Below are 21102 nucleotides of genomic sequence, written 5' to 3' on the forward strand. Positions count from 1 at the left end.
ATGCGGTTCCCCGGCGTCGGACGCTGCGCGATGGCAACGTCCGAAATGCTCAATCCACGCTGTAGTGGACGGACAGCGTGCCCTTCTTCTGTGAAAGGGACGCGATCGTGACTGTGCCTAGATCCTTCAGGCTGCGTACGTGGGTGCCACCGCAGCCATAGGCTGGCAGCTCACCGAAACTGATTTCCCGCGCGCCTTCGCGCAGCGAGGTCAGACGCGGCAGATCATGTTCGATCCACTGCTCGATACCGGTTTGCACGGTCGGCGCATCGACTTCTTCAGCGCTATCGCCCGGCTTGAATTGCACCCGACCTTCGTCCGGCCAGTGGTGCGCCTTGATCGGCATCCAGCCCATGGCCTGAATGAAATGACCGATCAGGTGCCCGGCCGAGTGCATGCGCGTATTGAAGCGGCGGCGCTCTTCATCGATACGGATGACGGTCATGCCCAGCGGCAGCGGGCGGTCGACGAAATGCACAATGCGCTCAGGTTCCTGCACCACGCGCGACACCCGGCTTTCACCGATCCAGCCGGTGTCGCAAGGCTGACCGCCGCCCTGCGGGTGAAACAGGGTAGCGCGCAGCACTACGGCGAATTCGTTCTCGTGGGGTGTGCAGTCGAGGACTTCGACATTCGCCTTGAGGTCGTCACTGTGAAAAAACAGGCGAAGCGTCATATTCCATGCCCTGATCGAAGTTCTGTTTTTATTATATGAATCGTGCAATAACGTGATAATCCGTTCGAACATCAAAGGACTTGTGCGTCGTGAGCATCAATCTTCCGCTGCCGCTGCTGGGTGAAATGGCGATTTTCGTCAAGGTTGTCGAGACCGGCAGCTTCTCTGAAGCGGCGCGGCAGATGGGTTCCTCTCCCTCGGCGGTCAGTCGCAGTATTTCCCGCTTGGAAAAGGCGTTGGCCACGCGCTTGCTGCAACGCACCACGCGCAAACTGCGCTTGAGCGATGGCGGTGAGGAGGTGTTCAAGCGTTGCCAGGAAATGGTCAGCGCGGCCAGGTCGGTGATGGAAATAAGCGGTCAGTTCACCCACGAAGCTGAAGGCTTGGTGCGGGTCAGCGTGCCGAAGGCGGTGGGGCGTTTTGTGATTCATCCGCACATGCCGGAGTTTCTGCGCCGCTATCCCAAGGTTGATGTGGAGTTGCTGCTGGAAGATCGTCAGGTCGATCTGATCGATGATCATGTCGATCTGGCAATTCGCATCACTGATCGTCCACCGGCCGGTCTGGTCGGGCGGCAGTTGCTGACCATCGATCATTTGCTTTGCGCCACGCCGCAATACCTGGCCGAACATGGCACGCCGACGCATCCTCATGATTTGCTCAATCACAGTTGTATTTATCTGGGCGAAACGCCGAGCGATGCGCGCTGGAAGTTCAAGAAGGGCAGTAAAGCTGTCACGGTCGGGGTGCGTGGGCGTTATGCCGCCAATCACACGGGCGTGCGGTTGGGGGCGGTGTTGCAGCACATCGGGATTGGCAGTCTGCCGTATTTCACGGCGCGTTACGCCTTGGAGCAGAAGTTGATTGTGCAGGTGTTGCCGGACTGGACGTTTCTTGCCTCTTATCACGGTGGGTTGTGGCTGCTGCATTCGCCGACGCGGTATCTGCCGCCGAAATTGCGGGTGTTCATTGATTATCTGGTGGAGTGTTTGCAGAAGGAGCCGACGTTGGGTAGGCCCGGGAAATCTGCCGGTGGGAGCAATGCGGCTGTGGCGTATGAGCTGCCGGAGAGTGAGGGGTTGCTTTGAGGTTTTTTTGGGGGGGGGGCTTGGCGGCCTTTGGGCCGACCATGCTCTGGTGGTTTGGGTGAATATCCGTTTCTGCGGTAACGGCTGCTTAGGGTTTCGCCCTTACGGCGACTTACTTTTTTACAAGCGCCTAAAAAAGTAAGCAAAAAACGCTAGCTCCTACGTTCGGCCCTCGCAGGCTCGGGTTCCTTCGCTGCGGGATCGATCCGGGCGCAGCGGCTACGGTTTGCTTCGCTGCACCTACACTCGCTGTGTACGACTGCGTCGTACGGTCGCTGCGCTCCCACGCCCGGATCAATCCCTCCGCTCAGCCTTCCGACGTCGCCTGTGAATCAAGATCAAAAGCGGTACTCGAGCTTGCGCTCATTGTTTTGAGTGGTGAGGGGCGGGTGGTGTCTGGCTGTTTTTGTGGTGAATTTTTCCCTCACCCCAGCCCTCTCCCCGAGGAGAGGGAGCTGATTTGTGTGCTTTTCAAATCCTGAGTTCAACTCGGACTTTCACATCGACGTAACTCGCCCAAACACCTCGGTCAGTCCCCTCTCCCTCTGGGAGAGGGCTAGGGTGAGGGGGCTTTTGATCTTGAAAAAAAGGCCCGCATGGAATCACCAGTGCGGGCCTTTTCATTACCGTTTGAAAAATCAGTGCTTGCTGTCCTGCGCCGACATGGCCAGCAGTTGTTTTTCCTGGTTCCAGTCAAACGGTTCGTCGTTCTGTTCGGCTTCGTAGCGGCGTTCTTCGAGGGCCTGGTAGAGGTCGATTTCTTCGTCGGAGAGGTAGTGCAGGCAGTCGCCGGCGAAGAACCACAGCAGGTCGCGTGGGATCAGGTGGGCGATTTGCGGGTAGCGGGTGATGACTTGGGTGAGGATGTCCTGGCCCAGGTATTGGCTTTCGATAGGGTCGATAGGCAGGGAGGCCAGCAGTTCGTCGAAGCGCTCGAGGAACAGGGCATGGCTTTCTTCGGGCACTTGTTCGGCCTCACCTACGGCGACCAGGATACTGCGCAGGTGGTCGAGCAACACGAGATGATCGGCAACGACGTTGGACACGAGATAAGTCCTCAAGAGCAAAACGGGCGCGGGAGTATAAAGCCCTCGCGCCGTTTTTTCACATAAACCGGGATCAGCGGACTTTGCCCTCTGCCTGGGTCAGTTCTTCTTTGGCGAAATCGTCGACGTCGATCACCTTGCGGCGGGCCGCTTCGGCGTCGCGCAGGCTTTGCGCTTCGACGGCTTGCAGCACGCCGGCTTCCAGCGCGGCATCGATGGCGTGTTCGCCGGCTGCCGGTTTGACCTGGCCGCTCTTCAGTGCGGTGTGCAGTTTCTTGTGGAGCGGTTGCGCGGCATTGAGCAGGTCGCTGGCGTGTTGCAGCGCGCCCACGGCATCGTCCGCCGATTGCGGGCGGTAGCAGCCGGCGAGCAGTTCTTCGAGAGCCGGATCGCCTTTGGCGCGACCGATGACCGCAGCGACTTCGGCACCAAGTTTGTCCGATGGGCCTTTGTGCCGGCGACCGAACGGGAAGACGATGACCCGCAGCAGGCAGCCGAAGACTTTGTTCGGAAAGTTGCTCAGCAGTTCATCCAGTGCGCGCTCCGACTGGCCGAGGCTTTCTTCCATGGCCCAGCGGAACAGCGGCTCCATGTACGCCGGCGAATCCAGGTCGTGATAACGCTTGAGCGCCGCAGAGGCCAGATACAGGTTGCTCAGCACGTCGCCGAGGCGCGCCGACAGGCGTTCGCGGCGTTTCAGTTCGCCGCCCAGGAGCATCATGCTGAAGTCGGCGAGCATGGCAAATGCGGCGGCCTGGCGGTTGAGCGCGCGGAAGTAGCCTTGGCTGATCCTGTCACCCGGCGCATGTTCGAAATGGCCAAGGCCGAGGTTTAGCACCAGTGTGCTGGCCGCATTGCTGACGGCGAAACCGATGTGCTTGAGCAGCAGGCCATCGAATTCCTTGAGTGCCTGGTCTTTATCCTGGCGACCGGCCAAGGCCATTTCCTTGAGTACGAACGGATGGCAACGGATCGCGCCCTGACCGAAGATCATCAGGTTGCGCGACAGGATGTTCGCGCCTTCGACGGTGATGAAGATCGGCGCGCCGTTCCAGCTGCGGCCGAGGTAGTTGTTCGGTCCCATGATGATGGCTTTGCCGCCGTGCACATCCATGGCGTGGCTGATGCATTCGCGGCCGCGTTCGGTGAGGTGGTATTTGAGGATCGCCGACAGCACCGATGGTTTTTCACCCAGGTCCACCGCGTTGGCGGTGAGCATGCGGGCGGCGTCCATCATCCACGCGTTACCGCCGATGCGCGCCATGGCTTCCTGGATGCCCTCGAAAGCGGACAGCGGTACATTGAATTGCTCGCGAATCTGCGCGTATTGGCCAGTGACCAGACTGGTGAACTTGGCCGCACCGGTACCGACGGCTGGCAGCGAGATCGAACGCCCGACGGACAGGCAGTTCATCAGCATCATCCAGCCCTTGCCGAGCATTTCCTGACCACCGATGAGGTAGTCCAGAGGAATGAACACGTCCTTGCCGGAGTTCGGGCCGTTCATGAACGCGGCGCCCAGCGGCAGGTGCCGACGACCGATTTCCACACCTGCGGTATCGGTCGGGATCAGCGCCAGGCTGATGCCGAGGTCTTCTTCTTCACCGAGCAGGTGATCCGGGTCATAAGCCTTGAATGCCAGGCCAAGCAGGGTTGCTACCGGGCCGAGGGTGATGTAGCGCTTTTCCCAGTTCAGGCGCAGGCCGATAACTTCCTGTCCTTCCCACTGGCCTTTGCAGATGATCCCGGTGTCGGGCATCGCGCCGGCATCGGAACCGGCCAGCGGACCGGTCAATGCGAAGCACGGAATATCGTCGCCACGGGCCAGGCGCGGCAGGTAGTGATTACGTTGTTCGTCGGTGCCGTAATGCAGCAATAGTTCGGCAGGGCCGAGGGAGTTGGGCACCATCACGGTGGAGGCGAGGTCGCCGCTGCGTGTCGCCAGTTTCATTGCCACTTGTGAGTGAGCGTAGGCCGAGAAGCCTTTGCCGCCGTATTCCTTGGGAATGATCAGGGCGAAAAAGCCATGTTCCTTGATGTGCGTCCAGGCCTCGGGCGGCAGGTCCATGGACTGGCCGATCTGCCAGTCGCTGACCATTGCGCAGAGTTCTTCGGTCGGGCCGTCGATGAAGGCTTGTTCTTCTTCGCTCAGTTGCACTTTTGGATAGGACAGCAGTTTGTCCCAGTCCGGACGGCCGCTGAACAGCTCGCCGTCCCACCATACGGTGCCAGCATCGATCGCGTCGCGTTCGGTCTGTGACATGGGCGGCAGGGTTTTCTGGAACCAGTTGAACAGCGGCGCGGTGAAGTGCTTGCGGCGCAGGTCAGGCAGCAACAATGGCGCGGCGACCACCGCCAACAGGACCCAGAAGACAAACAGCAGCCAGCCCGGCGCGTGACTGAAAATCCCCATGGCGACCAGATAGGCCGCAACGATGCCCAACGCGGGCAGCGGGGCGATGCGTCGATGGGCGAGATACGCCACGCCGACGATCAAAACCAGTATCCACAACAACAGCATATTCAGTCCTCCGTGAACCAAGGCAAATCGACCCTCCACAGCTTAGACGGCATCTGCAAATAAGGGTGGTCAGAGCATGGTGATTGAAATCGTGGGAAACCCCGGATGGTTTTCGTAGGTTCGGTGGGCAACACGTGTGGGAAATCGTTCGTTGCTGCGCAGCTTTGCTTTCAGGTTTGGCCGAAACGTCGTTATCTCTGTGCTCAGGCTGTCGCTAGACTCGTGGCTTACCCAGGAGATTGCCGTCATGCACGAGTATCTGAGCCCCGGCCGCTTCATCGATAGTGACCACCCGGCGGTGGTGGAGTTCGCCGAGCAGCATCGCGGCGCCAGTAACGATCCGCGTGAGCAGGCGATCAGTCTGTATTACGCCGTGCGCGAGGCGGTGCGCTACAACCCCTACACCTTCAGTCGTGATCCGCAAACTTTGTGTGGCAGTTACGCACTGGCGGCGGGGGAGAGTTATTGCGTGCCGAAAGCTACGCTGCTCGCCGGTTGTGCCCGGCATTGCGGGATCCCGGCGCGCATCGGTCTGGCCGATGTGCGCAATCATTTGTCGACGCCGCGTCTGCTCGAGTTGCTGAAAAGCGACGTGTTCGCCATGCATGGCTACACCGAGCTGTTTCTCGACGGCCGCTGGGTCAAGGCGACGCCGGCGTTCAACCAGCAACTGTGCGAGCTGTTCAACGTCGCAGCGCTGGAATTCGACGGGGTCAACGACAGCGTTTTCCACCCGTTCAACCGTGATGGCGCGCAGTTGATGGAGTATCTGCTCGATCACGGCCAGTTCACCGATGTGCCGGAAACGTTCTTCTTCGAGCACCTGCAAAAGTGCTATCCGCATCTGTTCAGTGAGCAACTGCCGGTGCTGTTGGGCGACATGCAGACTGATTTGAGTCGCACCTGATCCGGCGTATGCTGGCCGTCCACTCACTTGCAAAGAGGCGGTCATGCTGAAGATCTGGGGACGGAAAAATTCATCGAACGTCAGAAAGCCCTTGTGGGCTGCCGAAGAGTTGGGCCTGGCTTACGAGGCCATCGATGCCGGCGGCGCGTTCGGTGTGGTCGATACGCCCGAGTACCGCGCGATGAACCCCAATGGCCGGGTGCCGGTGATCGAGGATGACGGTTTCGTGCTGTGGGAATCCAACGCCATCGTTCGCTATCTGCTGGCCAAACACGCCCCGGACAGCGCCTGGTATCCGGCGGATGCGCGAGCCCGCGCCACGGCGGACAAATGGATGGACTGGACCACTTCCAGTTTCGCCGGGCCGTTTCGCACGGTGTTCTGGGGTGTGCTGCGCACGCCTGCCGAGAAGCAGGACTGGAAGGCGATCAACGCCGCGATCAAGGAATGCGATGAACTGCTGAACATGGCCGACCACGCCTTGATCAGCCAGCCTTATCTCTCCGGCAATGACATCGGCATGGGCGACATCCCGTTGGGCAGTTTCATCTATGCCTGGTTCGAAATGCCCATCGAGCGCGCCCCGCAACCGCATCTGCAAGCCTGGTATGAACGTTTGAAGCAGCGCGTGGCCTATCAGAAAGCGGTCATGACCGCGTTGACTTGATAATTACTATCGACACACTTGACTGTACTTGTGCGGCGGCGGCAAGCACCATTGCGAACTTGCGCCGCGGTTGTTTCCCTCGCCGCCCGCCCTTATTTACTTCTTTCCTTCCTTCTTGGTGCGTAAATCCGATATGAGTTCCGCTCTGTCCATCCGGCAGCTAACCAAAACCTACGGCAACGGGTTCCAGGCCTTGAGTGGTATCGATCTGGACGTCGCCGAAGGTGACTTTTTCGCCTTGCTCGGCCCCAACGGCGCCGGCAAATCCACAACCATCGGCATCCTCTCGACCCTGGTCAACAAGACCAGCGGCACCGTGAATATTTTCGGCAATGACCTGGACAAGAACCCGGCGGCGCTCAAGCGCTCGATCGGCGTGGTGCCGCAGGAATTCAACTTCAACCAGTTCGAAAAGACCTTCGACATCGTCGTAACCCAGGCCGGCTACTATGGCATTCCGGCGAAAGTCGCCAAGGAACGCGCCGAGCAGTACCTGACCCAGCTCGGCCTGTGGGACAAGCGCGATGTGCCGTCGCGTTCACTGTCCGGCGGCATGAAACGTCGTTTGATGATCGCTCGTGCACTGGTGCACGAACCGCGTCTGCTTATTCTTGATGAACCGACTGCGGGCGTCGACATCGAGCTGCGCCGTTCGATGTGGACCTTCCTCACCGAGCTGAATCAGAAGGGCATCACCATCATTCTGACCACGCATTATCTGGAAGAGGCCGAGCAGCTGTGCCGCAACATCGGCATCATTGACCACGGCACCATTGTCGAAAACACCAGCATGAAACAGTTGCTGGGCCAGTTGCACGTGGAAACCTTTTTGCTCGACCTGAAACACGACTTGCACGCGGCGCCGCAATTGCTCGGCTACCCGGCCCGATTGCTCGACGGCCACACCCTGGAAGTGCAGGTCGATAAATCCATGGGCATCACGGCGTTGTTCACCCAGTTGGCGCAGCAGAACATCGAAGTGCTGAGCCTGCGTAACAAAACCAATCGCCTCGAGGAGTTGTTCGTGTCCCTGGTGGAGAAAAATCTGTCGAAGGTGGCGGTATGAGTTCCGAGTTCGGTCCCAACCTCGTCGCCCTGCAAACCATCGTCTACCGCGAGGTCAAACGCTTCATGCGGATCTGGCCGCAGACGTTGCTGCCGCCGGCGATCACCATGGTTCTGTACTTCGTGATTTTCGGCAACCTGATCGGCCGACAGATCGGCGACATGGGTGGCTTCACCTACATGGAGTACATCGTGCCGGGTCTGATCATGATGTCAGTGATCACCAACTCCTACGGCAACGTGGTCTCAAGTTTCTTCGGCAGCAAGTTCCAGCGCTCGATCGAAGAGCTGATGGTCTCGCCGGTGTCACCGCACACGATCCTGATCGGCTTCACCATTGGTGGGGTATTGCGCGGTCTGGCGGTGGGTCTGATCGTGACGATCCTGTCGCTGTTCTTCACCCATCTGCAGGTGCATCACCTCGGCGTGACCATCCTGGTGGTGGTACTGACCGCGACGATCTTTTCGCTGCTGGGCTTTATCAACGCGGTGTTTGCGCGCAACTTCGATGATATTTCGATCATCCCGACCTTTGTGCTGACCCCGCTGACTTACCTTGGCGGCGTGTTCTACTCGATCACTTTGCTGCCACCGTTCTGGCAGACCGTGTCGCTGGCCAACCCGGTGCTGCACATGGTCAACGCCTTCCGCTACGGCATCCTTGGCGTCTCGGATATCCGCATCGGCATCGCCATTACCTTCATGCTGGTGGCGACCGTGGTGCTGTATCTCGGCTGTGCGCGGTTGCTCGTAAGTGGACGCGGGATGCGCACCTGATCCCGACCGTGTCACCTTCTTCGCGAGCAGGCTCGCTCCCACATTGGAATGATGTTCTCTGTGGGAGCGAGCCTGCTCGCGAATGGGCCAGCCCAGACACAACAAAAAACGGCCTCCCATCGCGGAGGCCGTTTTGCATTCATTTCTGCCGACTTTGCTTGCGCCGCCGCCATTGCCGCGCCACCCACCAGCGCCAGTACAGCATCACCAGAAAGTACGCGAGAACGCCCAGCACCAGGCCGACAACCACCGAGCCCAATAAAAACGGCTGCCACAATGTCGACAGCTCACCGCTGATCCATTCCCAGGTCAACTCGTCCGGCAGATGCCGCGCCGGCACATCCATCAGGAACGCCCCGGCCTGGTAGGTGCAGAAAAACACCGCCGGCATGGTGATCGGATTGGTCAGCCAGACCAGGCTCACCGCGATTGGCATATTGCCGCGCACCATCACCGCCAATGCCGCCGCCACCAGCATCTGTGCCGGGATCGGCAGGAATGCCGCAAACAGGCCGACCGCCATCGCCCGGGCGACCGAGTGGCGGTTGAGATGCCAGAGGTTAGGGTCATGCAGCAACGTGCCGAGAAAGCGTAAGGATTTGTGTTCCCTGATGCTCGTCGGGTCGGGCATGTAACGTTTGAATAAGCGCCGGGGCATAGGGCTTCTCGGTCGGTTAAGGCGGCAAGTATGTCTGGATTCTACGAACCGCCCATTCAGACTTTGTGACAATTGTTGACGACGGTGGTGCCGCAGACCGGCTATGCCTAGTGGGGGGACTCTCAAGGACGGGCATATGCGCACAGGGATGATGGCGCTGGCAGTCGGTCTGCTGGCCCCGGTTTTTTTGCCGGCCTTGCCGCCGGTCGGTTGGTTGCTGGTGCTGCCAATGGTGGCGCTGATGTTGCTGCCGTTTCGCAGCTTTCCACTGGCATTTTTGCTGTTTGGCTTTACCTGGGCCTGCGTTGGCGCGCAGTGGGCGCTAAATGACCGCTTGCCACCGAGCCTGGACGGCGAAACCCGTTGGCTTGAAGGGCGCGTGGTCGGCTTACCGCAGCACAGCGATGGCGTGGTGCGTTTCGAGCTGGCTGATGCGCGCTCACGCCACGAAAAACTGCCATCGCTGCTGCGCCTGGCCTGGTACGCCGGGCCGCCGGTCAACAGCGGCGAACGCTGGCGCCTGGCGGTGAAGTTGAAGCGCCCGGGTGGCCTGCTCAACCCGCACGCCTTCGACTACGAGGCCTGGCTGCTCGCGCAACGGATCGGCGCAACCGGCACGATCAAGGATGGCCAGCGCCTGGCTGAGGCCCGGCATGCATGGCGCGACGGCGTTCGCCAACGCCTGCTGGCGGTGGATGCGCAAGGACGCGAGGGCGCGCTGGCAGCGCTGGTGCTCGGTGATGGCTCTGGGCTCAGTCGCGAGGATTGGCAGGTACTGCAAGACACCGGCACCGTGCATCTGCTGGTGATCTCCGGCCAGCACATCGGTTTGCTCGCCGCAGTGATGTATCTGCTGGTTGCCGGGCTGGCGCGTTTCGGAATCTGGCCGTTGCGCTGGCCCTGGTTGCCGTGGGCGTGTGGCCTGGCATTCGCGGCGGCGCTGGGTTACGGCTTGCTCGCCGGGTTCGATGTGCCGGTGCAGCGCGTCTGCGTGATGGTGGCGCTGGTATTGTTGTGGCGCCTGCGTTTTCGCCATCTCGGCGCGTGGTGGCCGTTATTGCTGGCGTTCAATGGCGTGCTGTTGTTCGATCCGCTGGCCAGTTTGCGTCCAGGTTTCTGGCTGTCCTTCGCGGCCGTTGCAGTACTGATTTTCACCTTCGGCGGGCGGCTTGGGGCCTGGCGGTGGTGGCAGACCTGGACCCGCGCGCAGTGGCTGATCGCGATCGGCTTGTGTCCGGTGTTGCTGGCGCTGAGCTTGCCCATCAGCGTCAGCGGGCCTGTAGCCAATCTGCTGGCCGTTCCGTGGGTCAGCCTCGTGGTGCTGCCGCCGGCATTGCTCGGCACGCTATTGCTGCCCGTGCCTTATGTTGGCGAAGGACTGTTGTGGCTGGCCGGTGGTTTGATCGACTGGCTGTTTATCGGGCTGGCGCTGATTGCCGGGCAATGGCCGGCGTGGATACCAGCCGCCATTCCACTCTGGGCGTTGATCCTGGGCAGCCTTGGCGCGATTTTATTGCTGTTTCCCCGTGGCGTGCCGATGCGTCCATTGGGCTGGCCGCTGATGTTGCTTTTGATATGGCCGCCTCAAGAGCGAATAGAAGAAAGGCGAGCCGATGTCTGGCAAATCGACGTCGGCCAAGGCTTGGCGATTCTTGTGCGCACGCGACATCATGCACTGCTCTATGACGCCGGCCCGCGCTTCGGCGATTTCGATATCGGCGAACGAGTGGTGTTGCCAGCGTTACGCAAACTCAACGTGCAACAGCTCGACCTGATGCTGCTCAGCCACGCTGACGCCGATCACGCTGGCGGCGCCCGGGCGGTCATGCGTGGATTGAACGTGCACCGCGTGGTCAGCGGCGATCCGCCAAACCTGCCGCCGGAGCTGAACGCCGAAGCCTGCGCAAGTGGCGAACAATGGCAGTGGGACGGCGTGCGGTTCCAGCTCTGGCAATGGTCGGCGGCAGATGACAGCAACCAGCGTTCCTGTGTGTTGCAGATCGAAGCCAACGGCGAACGCCTGCTGCTCACTGGCGATATCGACACTCATGCCGAGCGCGTCCTGCTCGACAGCGCCTTGGCCGTGCCGACGCAGTGGCTGCAATCGCCCCATCACGGCAGTCGCAGTTCATCGTCGATGGCCCTGCTCAAAACCTTGCAGCCCGAAGCGGTGCTGATCTCCCGTGGCCACGGCAACTCCTTCGGTCATCCGCATCCCACCGTGCTGGCGCGCTACCGCAAGCAAGGTCTGCCCATCTACGACAGCGCCGAACAAGGTGCCATTCATTTGCAACTGGGCAGCTTCAAGCCGCCGTGGACGATGCGGCAACAGCGGCGTTTCTGGCGCGATCCGCCGGTCCCGGGCCGTTGATCGGTGCCAGCATGGGTGCCACCTCACGGTCGTCGGGGCGGCGGGTCTTAATCGCGGATCGGTATGGTAAAGTGGCGCACTTTTTCGAGGGGACTGTCACTGTGTGGGAATTGGTCAAATCCGGCGGCTGGATGATGTTGCCGATCATTCTGAGTTCCATCGCGGCCATGGCGATCGTCGCCGAGCGCCTGTGGACACTGCGCGCCAGTCGCGTCACCCCCGAGCATCTGCTGGGTCAGGTCTGGGTCTGGATCAAGGACAAGCAGCTCAACAAGGAAAAACTCAAGGAATTGCGCGCCAACTCGCCGCTGGGGGAAATCCTCGCCGCAGGCCTGGCCAACTCCAAGCATGGTCGCGAGATCATGAAAGAGTGCATCGAAGAGGCCGCCGCGCGGGTCATTCATGAACTCGAACGCTACATCAACGCCCTCGGCACCATCGCCGCCATGGCGCCGCTGCTCGGCCTGCTCGGCACCGTGCTGGGCATGATCGACATTTTCAGTGCCTTCACCGGCTCTGGCATGACCACCAATGCCTCGGTACTGGCCGGCGGTATTTCCAAAGCGCTGATCACGACCGCAGCGGGCCTGATGGTCGGTATTCCGGCGGTGTTCTTCCACCGCTTCCTGCAACGTCGTATCGACGAGCTGGTGGTCGGCATGGAGCAGGAAGCGATCAAACTGGTGGAAGTGGTGCAGGGCGACCGTGATGTCGATCTGGCCGAGGGCAAAGCGTGAAATTCCGTCGCAAGCCCCGGGAAACCGTGGACATCAACCTCGCGTCGTTGATCGACGTGGTGTTTATCCTGCTGCTGTTTTTCGTGGTCACTACCACTTTCACTCGGGAAACCCAGCTGCGCGTGGATCTGCCGGAAGCGGTCAGCGGTTCGCCCGCCGAAGATCAGCAGGTCAAACAGCTGGACGTCGCGATCAGTGCCGAAGGCGTGTTCTCGGTGAACAACAAGATTCTGCCGAAGAATGATCTGCCGACGCTGATGGAAGCCATGCAGAAAGAATCCAACGGCGACACCAACATGCCGCTGTCGATCAGTGCCGATGGCAAGGCCCAGCATCAATCGGTGATCACCGCCATGGACGCGGCCGGCAAGCTCGGTTTCAGCCATCTGCGCATGACCACGGTCGAGGCGGCGCCGAAATCCTGATGAGCCTGTCCGATCGCCTGCTCGCCGCGTGGTATCAGGGGCATCCGGCCCTGACGCTGCTGCGGCCACTGGAAATGCTGTATCGCCGCGTGGTGATCAACAAGCGTCAGCGCTTTCTCGACGGTGAAGGTGAGATCTACCAATCGCCCGTGCCGCTGATCGTGGTCGGCAATATCACCGTCGGTGGCACCGGCAAGACGCCGATGATTCTCTGGCTGATTGAGCATTGCCGACGCCGTGGACTGCGCGTTGGCGTGGTCAGTCGCGGTTATGGCGCCAAACCGCCGCACCTGCCGTGGCGGGTCGAGGCCGAGCACAGCGCCGAGGTTGCCGGTGACGAGCCGCTGCTGATCGTCCAGCGCACCGGCGTGCCGCTGATGATCGATCCTGATCGCAGCGCCGCCGTCAAAGCTTTGATTGCCAGTGAGCCGCTGGACCTGATTCTGTCTGACGACGGCATGCAGCATTATCGCCTCGCGCGGGATCTGGAACTGGTGCTGATCGATGCCGCGCGCGGACTGGGCAATCAGCGCTGTCTGCCGGCCGGGCCGTTGCGTGAGCCGGTCGAGCGCCTGCAAAGTGTCGATGGCGTACTGTTCAACGGTGCCCTTGATGATCGCAACGATGGTTTCGCCTTCCGCCTGCAACCTACCGCGCTGGTCAATCTGCGCAGCGGCAAGCGTCAGTCGCTCGAGCATTTCCCGCCCGGGCAAGCGCTGCATGCGGTGGCCGGGATCGGCAATCCGCAACGTTTCTTCAATACCCTCGAAGCGCTAGACTGGCGGCCGATCGCCCATGCGTTCGCCGACCACGCCGAGTACAGCGTGCAGGCGTTGAATTTCACCCCGTCATTGCCGTTGGTGATGACCGAAAAGGACGCGGTGAAGTGCCGTGCCTTTGCTGCTGCCGACTGGTGGTATCTGGCGGTCGATGCCGTGCCGTCGCCAGCCTTCGTGGCCTGGTTCGACACTCAGCTGATGCGCCTGTTGCCGGATCGTCTGCTGCCTTAACTCTTTTATTTCTGGGAATGTTCATGGACACCAAACTGCTCGACATCCTCGCTTGCCCCGTGTGCAAAGGTCCGCTCAAGCTCAGTGCCGACAAGACCGAGCTGATCAGCAAGGGCGCTGGTCTGGCGTACCCGATCCGCGACGGCATCCCGGTGATGCTGGAAAGCGAAGCGCGCACCCTGACCACCGACGAGCGCCTGGATAAATGACCACAGCCTTCACCGTTGTCATCCCATCGCGGTTCGCCTCGACCCGTCTGCCGGGCAAGCCGTTGCTGGATATTGCCGGCAAGCCGATGATCCAGCATGTCTGGGAACAGGCGAGCAAAAGCAGCGCGACCCGCGTCGTGGTTGCCACCGATGACGCGCGCATCGTCGAGGCGTGCAAAAGCTTTGGCGCCGAAGTGGTGCTGACCCGTGAAGATCACAATTCCGGCACCGATCGTCTGGCCGAGGTCGCAGCGAAACTCGGTCTTGCGCCTGATGCGATCGTGGTCAACGTCCAGGGCGATGAGCCGTTGATTCCGCCAAGCGTGATCGACCAGGTCGCCGCCAACCTTGCTGCCCATACCGAAGCGCGCATGGCCACGCTGGCCGAGCCGATCGAAGACGTGGAAACCCTGTTCAACCCGAACGTTGTGAAGGTTTCCAGCGATATCAACGGTCTGGCCCTGACGTTCAGTCGTGCAACCTTGCCATGGGCACGCGATGCATTTGCCAAGAGCCGCGAGCAGCTGCCGGAAGGCGTGCCCTATCGTCGCCACATCGGTATTTATGCCTATCGCGCCGGGTTCCTCCACGACTTCGTGAGCTGGGGGCCGTGCTGGCTGGAAAATACCGAATCCCTTGAGCAACTGCGTGCCTTGTGGCACGGCGTACGCATTCATGTCGCCGACGCGCTGATCGCGCCGCCGACCGGTGTCGACACCGTCGAAGACCTTGAGCGGGTTCGTCGCCTGCTGGGGGCCTGATGCGCGTTCTGTTTGTGTGTTTGGGCAACATCTGCCGTTCGCCCACCGCCGAAGGCGTGTTGCGCCACAAGTTGCGTGAAGCCGGGCTGGCGGATGTGGTCGAAGTGGCCTCCGCCGGCACCGGTGACTGGCACGTCGGCAACCCGCCGGACAAGCGCAGCCAGGCGGCGGCGAAACTGCGCGGTTATGACCTGTCGACGCAACGCGCGCAGCAGGTCAGCCGGGCCGATTTCGCCAGCTACGACCTGATTCTCGCCATGGACAACAGCAATCTGCGCAACCTCAAGGCTTTGCAGCCATCCACCGGCAGGGCCGAGCTGGATCTGTTCCTGCGTCGTTATGCCGGGCTGGTCGATGAAGTGCCGGATCCGTATTACGACGGTGATCAGGGTTTCGAGCAGGTGCTGGATCTGATCGAAGCGGCCTGCGACCAGTTGCTGATCGAAGTGAAGGGCCGTTTATGAGTTTGCAGGTGCAACCGCAAGTATCGTTGCAGGCCTTCAATACGTTCGGCGTCGATGTGCGCGCGCAGCTGTTTGCCGAAGCCCACAGTGATGACGATGTCCGCGAAGCGCTGGCCTATGCCGAGTCCCATGACGTGCCGTTACTGGTGATCGGCGGCGGGAGCAACTTGCTGCTGACGGCGGATATTCCGGCGTTGGTATTGCGCATGGCCACGCGCGGCATCCGCCTGCTCAGCGATGATGGCAGTCGCGTGGTGGTCGAGGCGGAAGCGGGCGAACCGTGGCATCCGTTCGTGCAGCACACGCTGGCCCAGGGTTTTGCCGGGCTGGAAAACCTCAGCCTGATCCCTGGCACCGTCGGCGCCGCGCCGATGCAGAATATCGGTGCCTATGGCGTCGAGATCAAAGACGTGTTTGCCGGCCTGACTGCGCTGGACCGCGAGAGTGGCGAGCTGCGGGATTTCAGCCTGGAGCAGTGCAATTTCGGCTACCGCGACAGTGTTTTCAAGCAGCAGCCGGGACGTTGGCTGATCCTGCGGGTGCGCTTCAAGCTTGATCGCACAGCGCACCTGCATCTGGAATACGGCCCGGTCCGTCAGCGCCTGAGCGAGCAGGGCATCGAGCAGCCGACGCCCAGCGATGTCAGCCGCGCCATCTGCAGCATCCGCAGTGAAAAACTGCCGGACCCGGCGGTGCTCGGCAATGCCGGCAGCTTCTTCAAGAATCCGCTGGTGCCTGCCGCTGTGGTCACGCAGATCCAAGCGCAGCACCCGGATCTGGTGGCTTACCCGCAAGCCGATGGGCAGATGAAACTGGCCGCTGGCTGGCTGATCGAACGCGCCGGCTGGAAGGGTTTTCGCGATGGCGACGCCGGCGTGCACAAGTTGCAGGCGCTGGTGCTGGTCAACTACGGCACGGCCACCGGCCTGCAACTGCTCGACCTGGCGCAACGTATCCAGAAAGACATCGCCGAGCGCTTCCATGTCGAACTGGAAATGGAGCCCAATCGGTATTGAGGCTACGCTTGCCTGACGCCATCCAAAGCCCTGCACTGATGAAAAAAGTGCAGGGCTTTTTTGTTAATGCTGGGTTAACTTAGCGACCTAACGATATCTACCATTTGCTCCACCCAAAGGCCCGGTGCAGACGTTCCCGTCGGCGCAAGAGAGCCTGATTAGCCTGAGTCGATCTGCGCGAGCCCACCGCTGATTTTCCGGCGGCAGATTGCTCGACCCCATAACCACTAAAAAATATGCGGGCGTGCCCATGATTACCCTGAAACTCAACGGTCAAGACCACTCCCTCGATGTCACCGAAGACATGCCGCTGTTGTGGGCGATTCGTGACGTCGCCGGATACAACGGCACCAAATTCGGTTGCGGCATGGGCCTGTGCGGCGCTTGCACCATCCATATCGACGGCTTGCCGGCACGCAGTTGCATCACGCCGATCGGCTCGGTGATCGGCCAGAACGTCACCACCATCGACAATCTCCACGCCGACCCGGTAGGCAAGGTCGTGCAGCAGGCCTGGCTCGACAGCGCCGTGGCTCAATGTGGTTATTGCCAGGGCGGGCAGATCATGTCGGCCACCGCTCTGCTGAAAACCAATCCGAACCCGAGCGACGAGCAGATCGAAGAAGCCATGGTGGGCAACATCTGCCGCTGCGGCACCTACAACCGGATCAAAACCGCGATCCGCCAGGCCTCCACTCAACTGAAGGAGGTGAAGGCATGAGCCGCGTCCCGAATGATTTCGCCCTGAGCAACCTCAGCCGCCGTGGCTTTCTCAAAGGCGTCGGCGCTACCAGCGCGCTGGTCCTCGCCGCGAGCTGGGGCTGGCAGGATGCGCTGGCCGATGACGCGCCGAAGAAGTTTGGCGCCGATGGCATGCCCAATGGCTGGATCGACGATCCCAAGGTTTACGTGAGCATTGCTGCCGATGGCAGCGTCACCGTGGTGTGCAACCGTTCGGAAATGGGCCAGGGCGTGCGCACCAGCCTGAGTATGGTGGTTGCCGATGAGCTTGAGGCCGATTGGGCGCAGGTCAAAGTGCAGCAGGCGCCGGGCGACGAAGTGCGCTTCGGCAACCAGGACACCGATGGTTCGCGCAGCATGCGTCACTGGTACGAGCCGATGCGTCGTTGCGGCGCCGCCGCGCGGACCATGCTTGAACAGGCCGCTGCTGCGCAGTGGAAAGTGCCGGTTGGCGAATGCCATGCGCAGCTGCACAAAGTCATTCACAAACCGTCCGGCCGTGAATTGGGTTACGGCGAACTCGCCGCTGCGGCCAGTGCGCTGGCAGTACCGGCGCGTGACAGCCTGCGTCTCAAGCAGCCGTCGGAATTTCGCTACATCGGCAAGGAAGGCACCAAGGCCATCGACGGTGCCGATATCGTCAATGGCCGCGCAGTGTACGGCGCCGATGTGCATTTCGATGGCATGCTCTACGCCACCATCGCTCGCCCGGCGGTTTATGGAGGCAAGGTCAAAAGCCTCGATGACAGCGCCGCACTGAAAGTCCCTGGCGTGCTAAAAGTCATGCAGATCGAAGGACGGCCATTGCCGTCGGAGTTCCAGCCACTAGGCGGCGTCGCGGTTGTGGCCAGCAATACCTGGGCGGCGATCAAGGGCCGCGAGGCGCTGAAGATCGAGTGGGATGACGGCCCGAATGCCAGTTATGACTCGATTGCCTATCGCAAAGAGCTTGAAGCCGCGTCGCTGAAGGCCGGCAAAGTGGTGCGCAACACCGGTGATATCGACAAGGCCTTGAGCGGCGCTGCCAGCACTCTCGAAGCGTCGTATTACCTGCCGCACCTGGCGCAGGCGCCGATGGAACCGATGGTTGCTATCGCCCGTTACAAGGACGGCGTCTGCGAGGCTTGGGCGCCGAGTCAGGCACCGCAGGTCACCCGTGAGCGCATCGCCGAGCGTCTTGGCGTGCCGTTCGAAAAGGTCACCGTCAACGTGACATTGCTGGGCGGTGGTTTCGGTCGCAAGTCGAAACCGGACTTCGTCGTCGAAGCGGCGATTCTCGCCAAGGAATTTCCGGGCAAGGCTGTACGGGTGCAGTGGACGCGCGAAGACGACATCCACAACTCGTATTTCCACACCGTGTCGGCGGAATATCTGAAGGCGGGCATCGACAAGAACGGCATGCCGTCCGGCTGGCTGCATCGTACCGTGGCGCCGAGCATCACCGCGTTGTTTGCGCCGGACATGAACCATGAGGCGGCGTTCGAGCTGGGCATGGGCTTTACCAACATGGCCTACGCGATTCCCAACGTGCGCCTGGAAAACCCCGAAGCCAAGGTACACACGCGGGTCGGCTGGTATCGCTCGGTGTCGAACATTCCCCACGGCTTCGCGATTCAGAGTTTCGTCGATGAACTGGCGCACAAGGCCGGGGAGGATCCGCTCAAGTACCAGATCAAATTGCTCGGCCCGGACCGGCAGATCGATCCACGCACCTTGAGCGAAGAGTGGAACTACGGCGAATCGCCCGAGCGTTATCCGATCGACACCGGGCGCATGCGCACCGTGCTGGAAACTGCCGCCAAGGCCGCCGGTTGGGGGCGCAAACTGCCCAAGGGCCGCGGCCTCGGTCTGGCGGTGCATTACAGCTTCGTCACCTATGTCGCGGCGGTGATTGAAGTCGAGGTCAAGGATGACGGTTCACTGATCGTGCACAAGGCCGACATCGCCGTGGACTGCGGGCCGCAGATCAACCCTGAGCGCATCCGTTCGCAGTTCGAAGGTGCGTGCGTCATGGGCCTGGGCAACGCTGTGCTCGGTGAGATCAGCTTCAAGGACGGCAAAGTCCAGCAGGACAACTTCCATATGTACGAGGTCGCGCGCATGTCGCTGGCGCCCAAGGAAGTCGCGGTGCATCTGGTCACGCCGCCGGGTGACGTGCCGCTGGGTGGTGTTGGTGAGCCGGGTGTGCCGCCGATTGCTCCGGCGCTGTGCAATGCGATCTTCGCCGCCACCGGCAAGCGCATCCGCAATCTGCCGGTGCGGTATCAGTTGCAAGGCTGGCAGAAGGCGGAGGCGTAAATGGACAGCGTCGATCTCAACGTCCTGCGCAGCGTCCTCGAGTGGCGCCGCGCCGGGCAGCGGGTGGTGCTGTTCAGCGTGGTGCAGACCTGGGGCACCGCGCCGCGCTCGCCCGGCGCCATGCTCGCCTTGCGCGAGGACGGCGTGGTGATCGGCTCGGTGTCAGGCGGCTGTGTCGAGGATGACTTGATCGCGCGGCTGCACGATGGCCGCATCGCCACCGACGGCCCGCCGGTGCAGATGATCACTTATGGCGTGACCCGCGAGGAGGCCGCGCGTTTCGGCCTGCCTTGCGGCGGCACCCTGCGCCTGACCGAAGAGCGCGTCGGCGACCCGGCGTGGGTGGCCGAGCTCCTGCAGCGTTGCGAAAACCATGAAATCGTTGCCCGTGAACTGAACATCGAAACCGGCGAGGTGCGGCTGGCTCCGGCGAGCAAGTCCGATTCGCTGGTGTTCGACGGCAAGGTTCTGCGGGCGATTTACGGTCCGCGCTGGCGCTTGTTGCTGATCGGTGCCGGGCAGTTGTCGCGCTACGTCGCCGACATGGCGCGGCTGCTGGATTTCGAAGTGCTGATCTGCGATCCGCGCACCGAGTTCGTTTACGGCTGGGAAGAGCAGCATGGCCGTTTCGTCCCCGGCATGCCGGATGAAGCTGTGCTGAACATCCAGACCGACGAGCGCACGGCGATTGTCGCCTTGACTCACGATCCACGCCTGGATGACATGGCTTTGCTCACCGCGCTCGACTCGCCGGCGTTTTACGTCGGCGCGCTCGGTTCGCGGGTCAACAGCCAGAAGCGCCGGGAAAATCTGGCTCAGCTAGGCTTGTCGCAAGCATCGATTGATCGCTTGCACGGGCCGATCGGCCTGCACATCGGCAGTCATTCGCCGGCAGAGATTGCCTTGTCGTTACTGGCGGAAATTGTCGCGATCAAGAACGGTGTGGAGTTGAAGCAGAAAAAACCGCTGGAGGGTGCATGAGCCATTCCATCGCAGTGATCGTGCTGGCAGCAGGCGAGGGCAAACGCTTTCGCCAGATCGCCGGCCCCGACAAAGATAAATTGCTCGCTGACTGCACCGGGCGTGACGGCGCGGTGCGTTCGGTCATCGAGCAGGTGCTGGTGAACCTGCCGGCCAGTCTCGACAAGCGCGTACTTGTCACCACCGAAGCGCGACCCCAGGCGATGCGCATGGCCCAGGCATATGGCTGCGACGTGGTGTCAATCGAGTCGACCGGCATGGGCGACAGCATCGCCGCAGGTGTTGCTGCTTGTCCTGACGCGAATGGCTGGCTGATTGTTCTCGGCGATATGCCGTTTATCTTGCCTTCGAGTATCGAGAGAGTGGTCGCGGCGATGGCTGATGACGCTGTGAGTGTGCCGGTGCGGGGTGGCGAGTTTGGCCATCCGGTGGGGTTTGGTCGTTCGTTTGGCGCGCAATTGCAGGCGCTGACCGGCGATCGTGGCGCAAGGCCGTTGTTTGCGCAGGGTAGGGTGGTGGAAGTGGCGGTGGATGATCGGGGGGTGTTGTGGGATATCGATGTGCCTGAATCTTTGGTATTTCCTCGGCCCTGAGCCGTGTTGAAATTCCTTGTGGGAGCGAGCCTGCTCGCTCCCACAAAGGTTGTGGATGATGCTGGTATCTCAGGCAATAAAAAGCCCCGCC

General features: G+C 61.3%; 21 protein-coding genes. 17 read left to right on the forward strand and 4 right to left on the reverse strand.

The annotated features are described in order from the left end of the window. Positions 1-49 precede the first annotated feature (49 nt). The gene (locus tag AB4N48_RS05105; RefSeq protein WP_252886651.1) at positions 50-676 is read right to left on the reverse strand and encodes an alanyl-tRNA editing protein; all 627 of its coding nucleotides are present in this window, start codon (positions 674-676) and stop codon (positions 50-52) included. An 89-nt stretch (positions 677-765) separates the two neighbouring features. Between AB4N48_RS05105 and AB4N48_RS05110 the strand changes: the two genes are divergently transcribed. After that, complete coding sequence (locus tag AB4N48_RS05110) at positions 766-1764, forward strand: LysR family transcriptional regulator (RefSeq protein ID WP_024013940.1); 999 nt, start codon at positions 766-768, stop codon at positions 1762-1764. Positions 1765-2402: 638 nt separating this feature from the next. Here AB4N48_RS05110 and AB4N48_RS05115 read toward each other — a convergent pair. Continuing rightward, a complete protein-coding gene (locus AB4N48_RS05115; RefSeq protein ID WP_007967565.1) occupies positions 2403-2810 on the reverse strand; it encodes a PA2817 family protein in 408 nt (135 codons plus the stop codon). 73 nt (positions 2811-2883) lie between these two features. Continuing rightward, positions 2884-5331, reverse strand: a complete 2448-nt coding sequence (locus AB4N48_RS05120; RefSeq protein WP_150637617.1) for an acyl-CoA dehydrogenase — start codon at positions 5329-5331, stop codon at positions 2884-2886. 247 nt (positions 5332-5578) lie between these two features. Between AB4N48_RS05120 and AB4N48_RS05125 the strand changes: the two genes are divergently transcribed. The 4 genes from AB4N48_RS05125 (at position 5579) to AB4N48_RS05140 (ending at position 8747) form a co-directional block, all read left to right on the forward strand. Beyond that, positions 5579-6238 (forward strand): transglutaminase-like domain-containing protein, encoded by a 660-nt coding sequence (locus tag AB4N48_RS05125; protein WP_122507604.1) that lies wholly within the window; start codon positions 5579-5581, stop codon positions 6236-6238. Positions 6239-6281: 43 nt separating this feature from the next. Beyond that, entirely contained in the window at positions 6282-6905 is a 624-nt protein-coding gene (locus tag AB4N48_RS05130) for a glutathione S-transferase family protein (RefSeq protein WP_056788196.1), read from the forward strand. Positions 6906-7038: 133 nt separating this feature from the next. Then, positions 7039-7971, forward strand: coding sequence for an ABC transporter ATP-binding protein (locus tag AB4N48_RS05135; protein ID WP_041479460.1), 933 nt, complete (start codon positions 7039-7041; stop codon positions 7969-7971). Further along, the gene (locus AB4N48_RS05140) at positions 7968-8747 is read left to right on the forward strand and encodes an ABC transporter permease (protein ID WP_056788203.1); all 780 of its coding nucleotides are present in this window, start codon (positions 7968-7970) and stop codon (positions 8745-8747) included. The genes AB4N48_RS05135 and AB4N48_RS05140 overlap by 4 nt, the downstream gene beginning before the upstream one ends. Positions 8748-8886: 139 nt before the next feature. Here AB4N48_RS05140 and AB4N48_RS05145 read toward each other — a convergent pair whose 3' ends face one another. Next, positions 8887-9405, reverse strand: coding sequence for a DUF2062 domain-containing protein (locus tag AB4N48_RS05145; RefSeq protein WP_039760200.1), 519 nt, complete (start codon positions 9403-9405; stop codon positions 8887-8889). 136 nt (positions 9406-9541) lie between these two features. On the opposite strand from AB4N48_RS05145, the gene AB4N48_RS05150 reads away from it, so the two are divergent. The 12 genes from AB4N48_RS05150 to AB4N48_RS05205 all read left to right on the forward strand — a co-directional run bounded on the left by AB4N48_RS05150 (position 9542) and on the right by AB4N48_RS05205 (position 21011). After that, positions 9542-11776 (forward strand): DNA internalization-related competence protein ComEC/Rec2, encoded by a 2235-nt coding sequence (locus tag AB4N48_RS05150; RefSeq protein ID WP_460094906.1) that lies wholly within the window; start codon positions 9542-9544, stop codon positions 11774-11776. A gap of 101 nt (positions 11777-11877) precedes the next feature. Next, the gene (locus tag AB4N48_RS05155; RefSeq protein WP_016771007.1) at positions 11878-12513 is read left to right on the forward strand and encodes a MotA/TolQ/ExbB proton channel family protein; all 636 of its coding nucleotides are present in this window, start codon (positions 11878-11880) and stop codon (positions 12511-12513) included. Beyond that, a complete protein-coding gene (locus tag AB4N48_RS05160; RefSeq protein WP_041479458.1) occupies positions 12510-12938 on the forward strand; it encodes an ExbD/TolR family protein in 429 nt (142 codons plus the stop codon). Before AB4N48_RS05155 ends, AB4N48_RS05160 begins: the two co-directional genes overlap by 4 nt. Next, entirely contained in the window at positions 12938-13948 is a 1011-nt protein-coding gene (gene lpxK / locus AB4N48_RS05165; RefSeq protein WP_252868095.1) for a tetraacyldisaccharide 4'-kinase, read from the forward strand. The genes AB4N48_RS05160 and lpxK overlap by 1 nt, the downstream gene beginning before the upstream one ends. A gap of 23 nt (positions 13949-13971) precedes the next feature. Continuing rightward, complete coding sequence (locus AB4N48_RS05170; protein WP_003179363.1) at positions 13972-14157, forward strand: Trm112 family protein; 186 nt, start codon at positions 13972-13974, stop codon at positions 14155-14157. Next, the gene (gene kdsB, locus AB4N48_RS05175; RefSeq protein WP_073472249.1) at positions 14154-14918 is read left to right on the forward strand and encodes a 3-deoxy-manno-octulosonate cytidylyltransferase; all 765 of its coding nucleotides are present in this window, start codon (positions 14154-14156) and stop codon (positions 14916-14918) included. The genes AB4N48_RS05170 and kdsB overlap by 4 nt, the downstream gene beginning before the upstream one ends. Continuing rightward, positions 14918-15382, forward strand: a complete 465-nt coding sequence (locus tag AB4N48_RS05180) for a low molecular weight protein-tyrosine-phosphatase (RefSeq protein WP_076563814.1) — start codon at positions 14918-14920, stop codon at positions 15380-15382. Before kdsB ends, AB4N48_RS05180 begins: the two co-directional genes overlap by 1 nt. Then, a complete protein-coding gene (gene murB / locus AB4N48_RS05185) occupies positions 15379-16398 on the forward strand; it encodes a UDP-N-acetylmuramate dehydrogenase (protein ID WP_460094907.1) in 1020 nt (339 codons plus the stop codon). The genes AB4N48_RS05180 and murB overlap by 4 nt, the downstream gene beginning before the upstream one ends. 250 nt (positions 16399-16648) lie before the next feature. After that, positions 16649-17119 carry a (2Fe-2S)-binding protein gene (locus AB4N48_RS05190; protein WP_041479453.1) on the forward strand — a complete coding sequence of 157 codons (471 nt, stop codon included), beginning with the start codon at positions 16649-16651 and terminating at the stop codon, positions 17117-17119. Then, complete coding sequence (locus AB4N48_RS05195; RefSeq protein WP_310217713.1) at positions 17116-19437, forward strand: xanthine dehydrogenase family protein molybdopterin-binding subunit; 2322 nt, start codon at positions 17116-17118, stop codon at positions 19435-19437. The genes AB4N48_RS05190 and AB4N48_RS05195 overlap by 4 nt, the downstream gene beginning before the upstream one ends. Continuing rightward, positions 19438-20418 carry an XdhC family protein gene (locus AB4N48_RS05200; RefSeq protein WP_095181618.1) on the forward strand — a complete coding sequence of 327 codons (981 nt, stop codon included), beginning with the start codon at positions 19438-19440 and terminating at the stop codon, positions 20416-20418. Continuing rightward, positions 20415-21011 (forward strand): nucleotidyltransferase family protein, encoded by a 597-nt coding sequence (locus tag AB4N48_RS05205; protein WP_460094908.1) that lies wholly within the window; start codon positions 20415-20417, stop codon positions 21009-21011. The genes AB4N48_RS05200 and AB4N48_RS05205 overlap by 4 nt, the downstream gene beginning before the upstream one ends. The last annotated feature ends 91 nt before the right edge of the window (positions 21012-21102 follow it).

This window comes from Pseudomonas sp. S2_C11, assembly GCF_054668395.1.

What these genes read in the sequence shown, in the direction of transcription:
- AB4N48_RS05195 (WP_310217713.1), top strand. Translation starts at nt 17,116, where the DNA reads ATGAGCCGCGTCCCGAATGATTTCGCCCTGAGCAACCTCAGCCGCCGT.
- AB4N48_RS05105 (WP_252886651.1), bottom strand. Translation starts at nt 676, where the DNA reads ATGACGCTTCGCCTGTTTTTTCACAGTGACGACCTCAAGGCGAATGTC.
- lpxK (WP_252868095.1), top strand. Translation starts at nt 12,938, where the DNA reads ATGAGCCTGTCCGATCGCCTGCTCGCCGCGTGGTATCAGGGGCATCCG.
- AB4N48_RS05150 (WP_460094906.1), top strand. Translation starts at nt 9,542, where the DNA reads ATGCGCACAGGGATGATGGCGCTGGCAGTCGGTCTGCTGGCCCCGGTT.
- AB4N48_RS05120 (WP_150637617.1), bottom strand. Translation starts at nt 5,331, where the DNA reads ATGCTGTTGTTGTGGATACTGGTTTTGATCGTCGGCGTGGCGTATCTC.
- kdsB (WP_073472249.1), top strand. Translation starts at nt 14,154, where the DNA reads ATGACCACAGCCTTCACCGTTGTCATCCCATCGCGGTTCGCCTCGACC.
- AB4N48_RS05135 (WP_041479460.1), top strand. Translation starts at nt 7,039, where the DNA reads ATGAGTTCCGCTCTGTCCATCCGGCAGCTAACCAAAACCTACGGCAAC.
- AB4N48_RS05130 (WP_056788196.1), top strand. Translation starts at nt 6,282, where the DNA reads ATGCTGAAGATCTGGGGACGGAAAAATTCATCGAACGTCAGAAAGCCC.
- AB4N48_RS05180 (WP_076563814.1), top strand. Translation starts at nt 14,918, where the DNA reads ATGCGCGTTCTGTTTGTGTGTTTGGGCAACATCTGCCGTTCGCCCACC.
- AB4N48_RS05140 (WP_056788203.1), top strand. Translation starts at nt 7,968, where the DNA reads ATGAGTTCCGAGTTCGGTCCCAACCTCGTCGCCCTGCAAACCATCGTC.
- AB4N48_RS05190 (WP_041479453.1), top strand. Translation starts at nt 16,649, where the DNA reads ATGATTACCCTGAAACTCAACGGTCAAGACCACTCCCTCGATGTCACC.
- AB4N48_RS05205 (WP_460094908.1), top strand. Translation starts at nt 20,415, where the DNA reads ATGAGCCATTCCATCGCAGTGATCGTGCTGGCAGCAGGCGAGGGCAAA.
- AB4N48_RS05170 (WP_003179363.1), top strand. Translation starts at nt 13,972, where the DNA reads ATGGACACCAAACTGCTCGACATCCTCGCTTGCCCCGTGTGCAAAGGT.
- AB4N48_RS05200 (WP_095181618.1), top strand. Translation starts at nt 19,438, where the DNA reads ATGGACAGCGTCGATCTCAACGTCCTGCGCAGCGTCCTCGAGTGGCGC.
- murB (WP_460094907.1), top strand. Translation starts at nt 15,379, where the DNA reads ATGAGTTTGCAGGTGCAACCGCAAGTATCGTTGCAGGCCTTCAATACG.
- AB4N48_RS05125 (WP_122507604.1), top strand. Translation starts at nt 5,579, where the DNA reads ATGCACGAGTATCTGAGCCCCGGCCGCTTCATCGATAGTGACCACCCG.
- AB4N48_RS05145 (WP_039760200.1), bottom strand. Translation starts at nt 9,405, where the DNA reads ATGCCCCGGCGCTTATTCAAACGTTACATGCCCGACCCGACGAGCATC.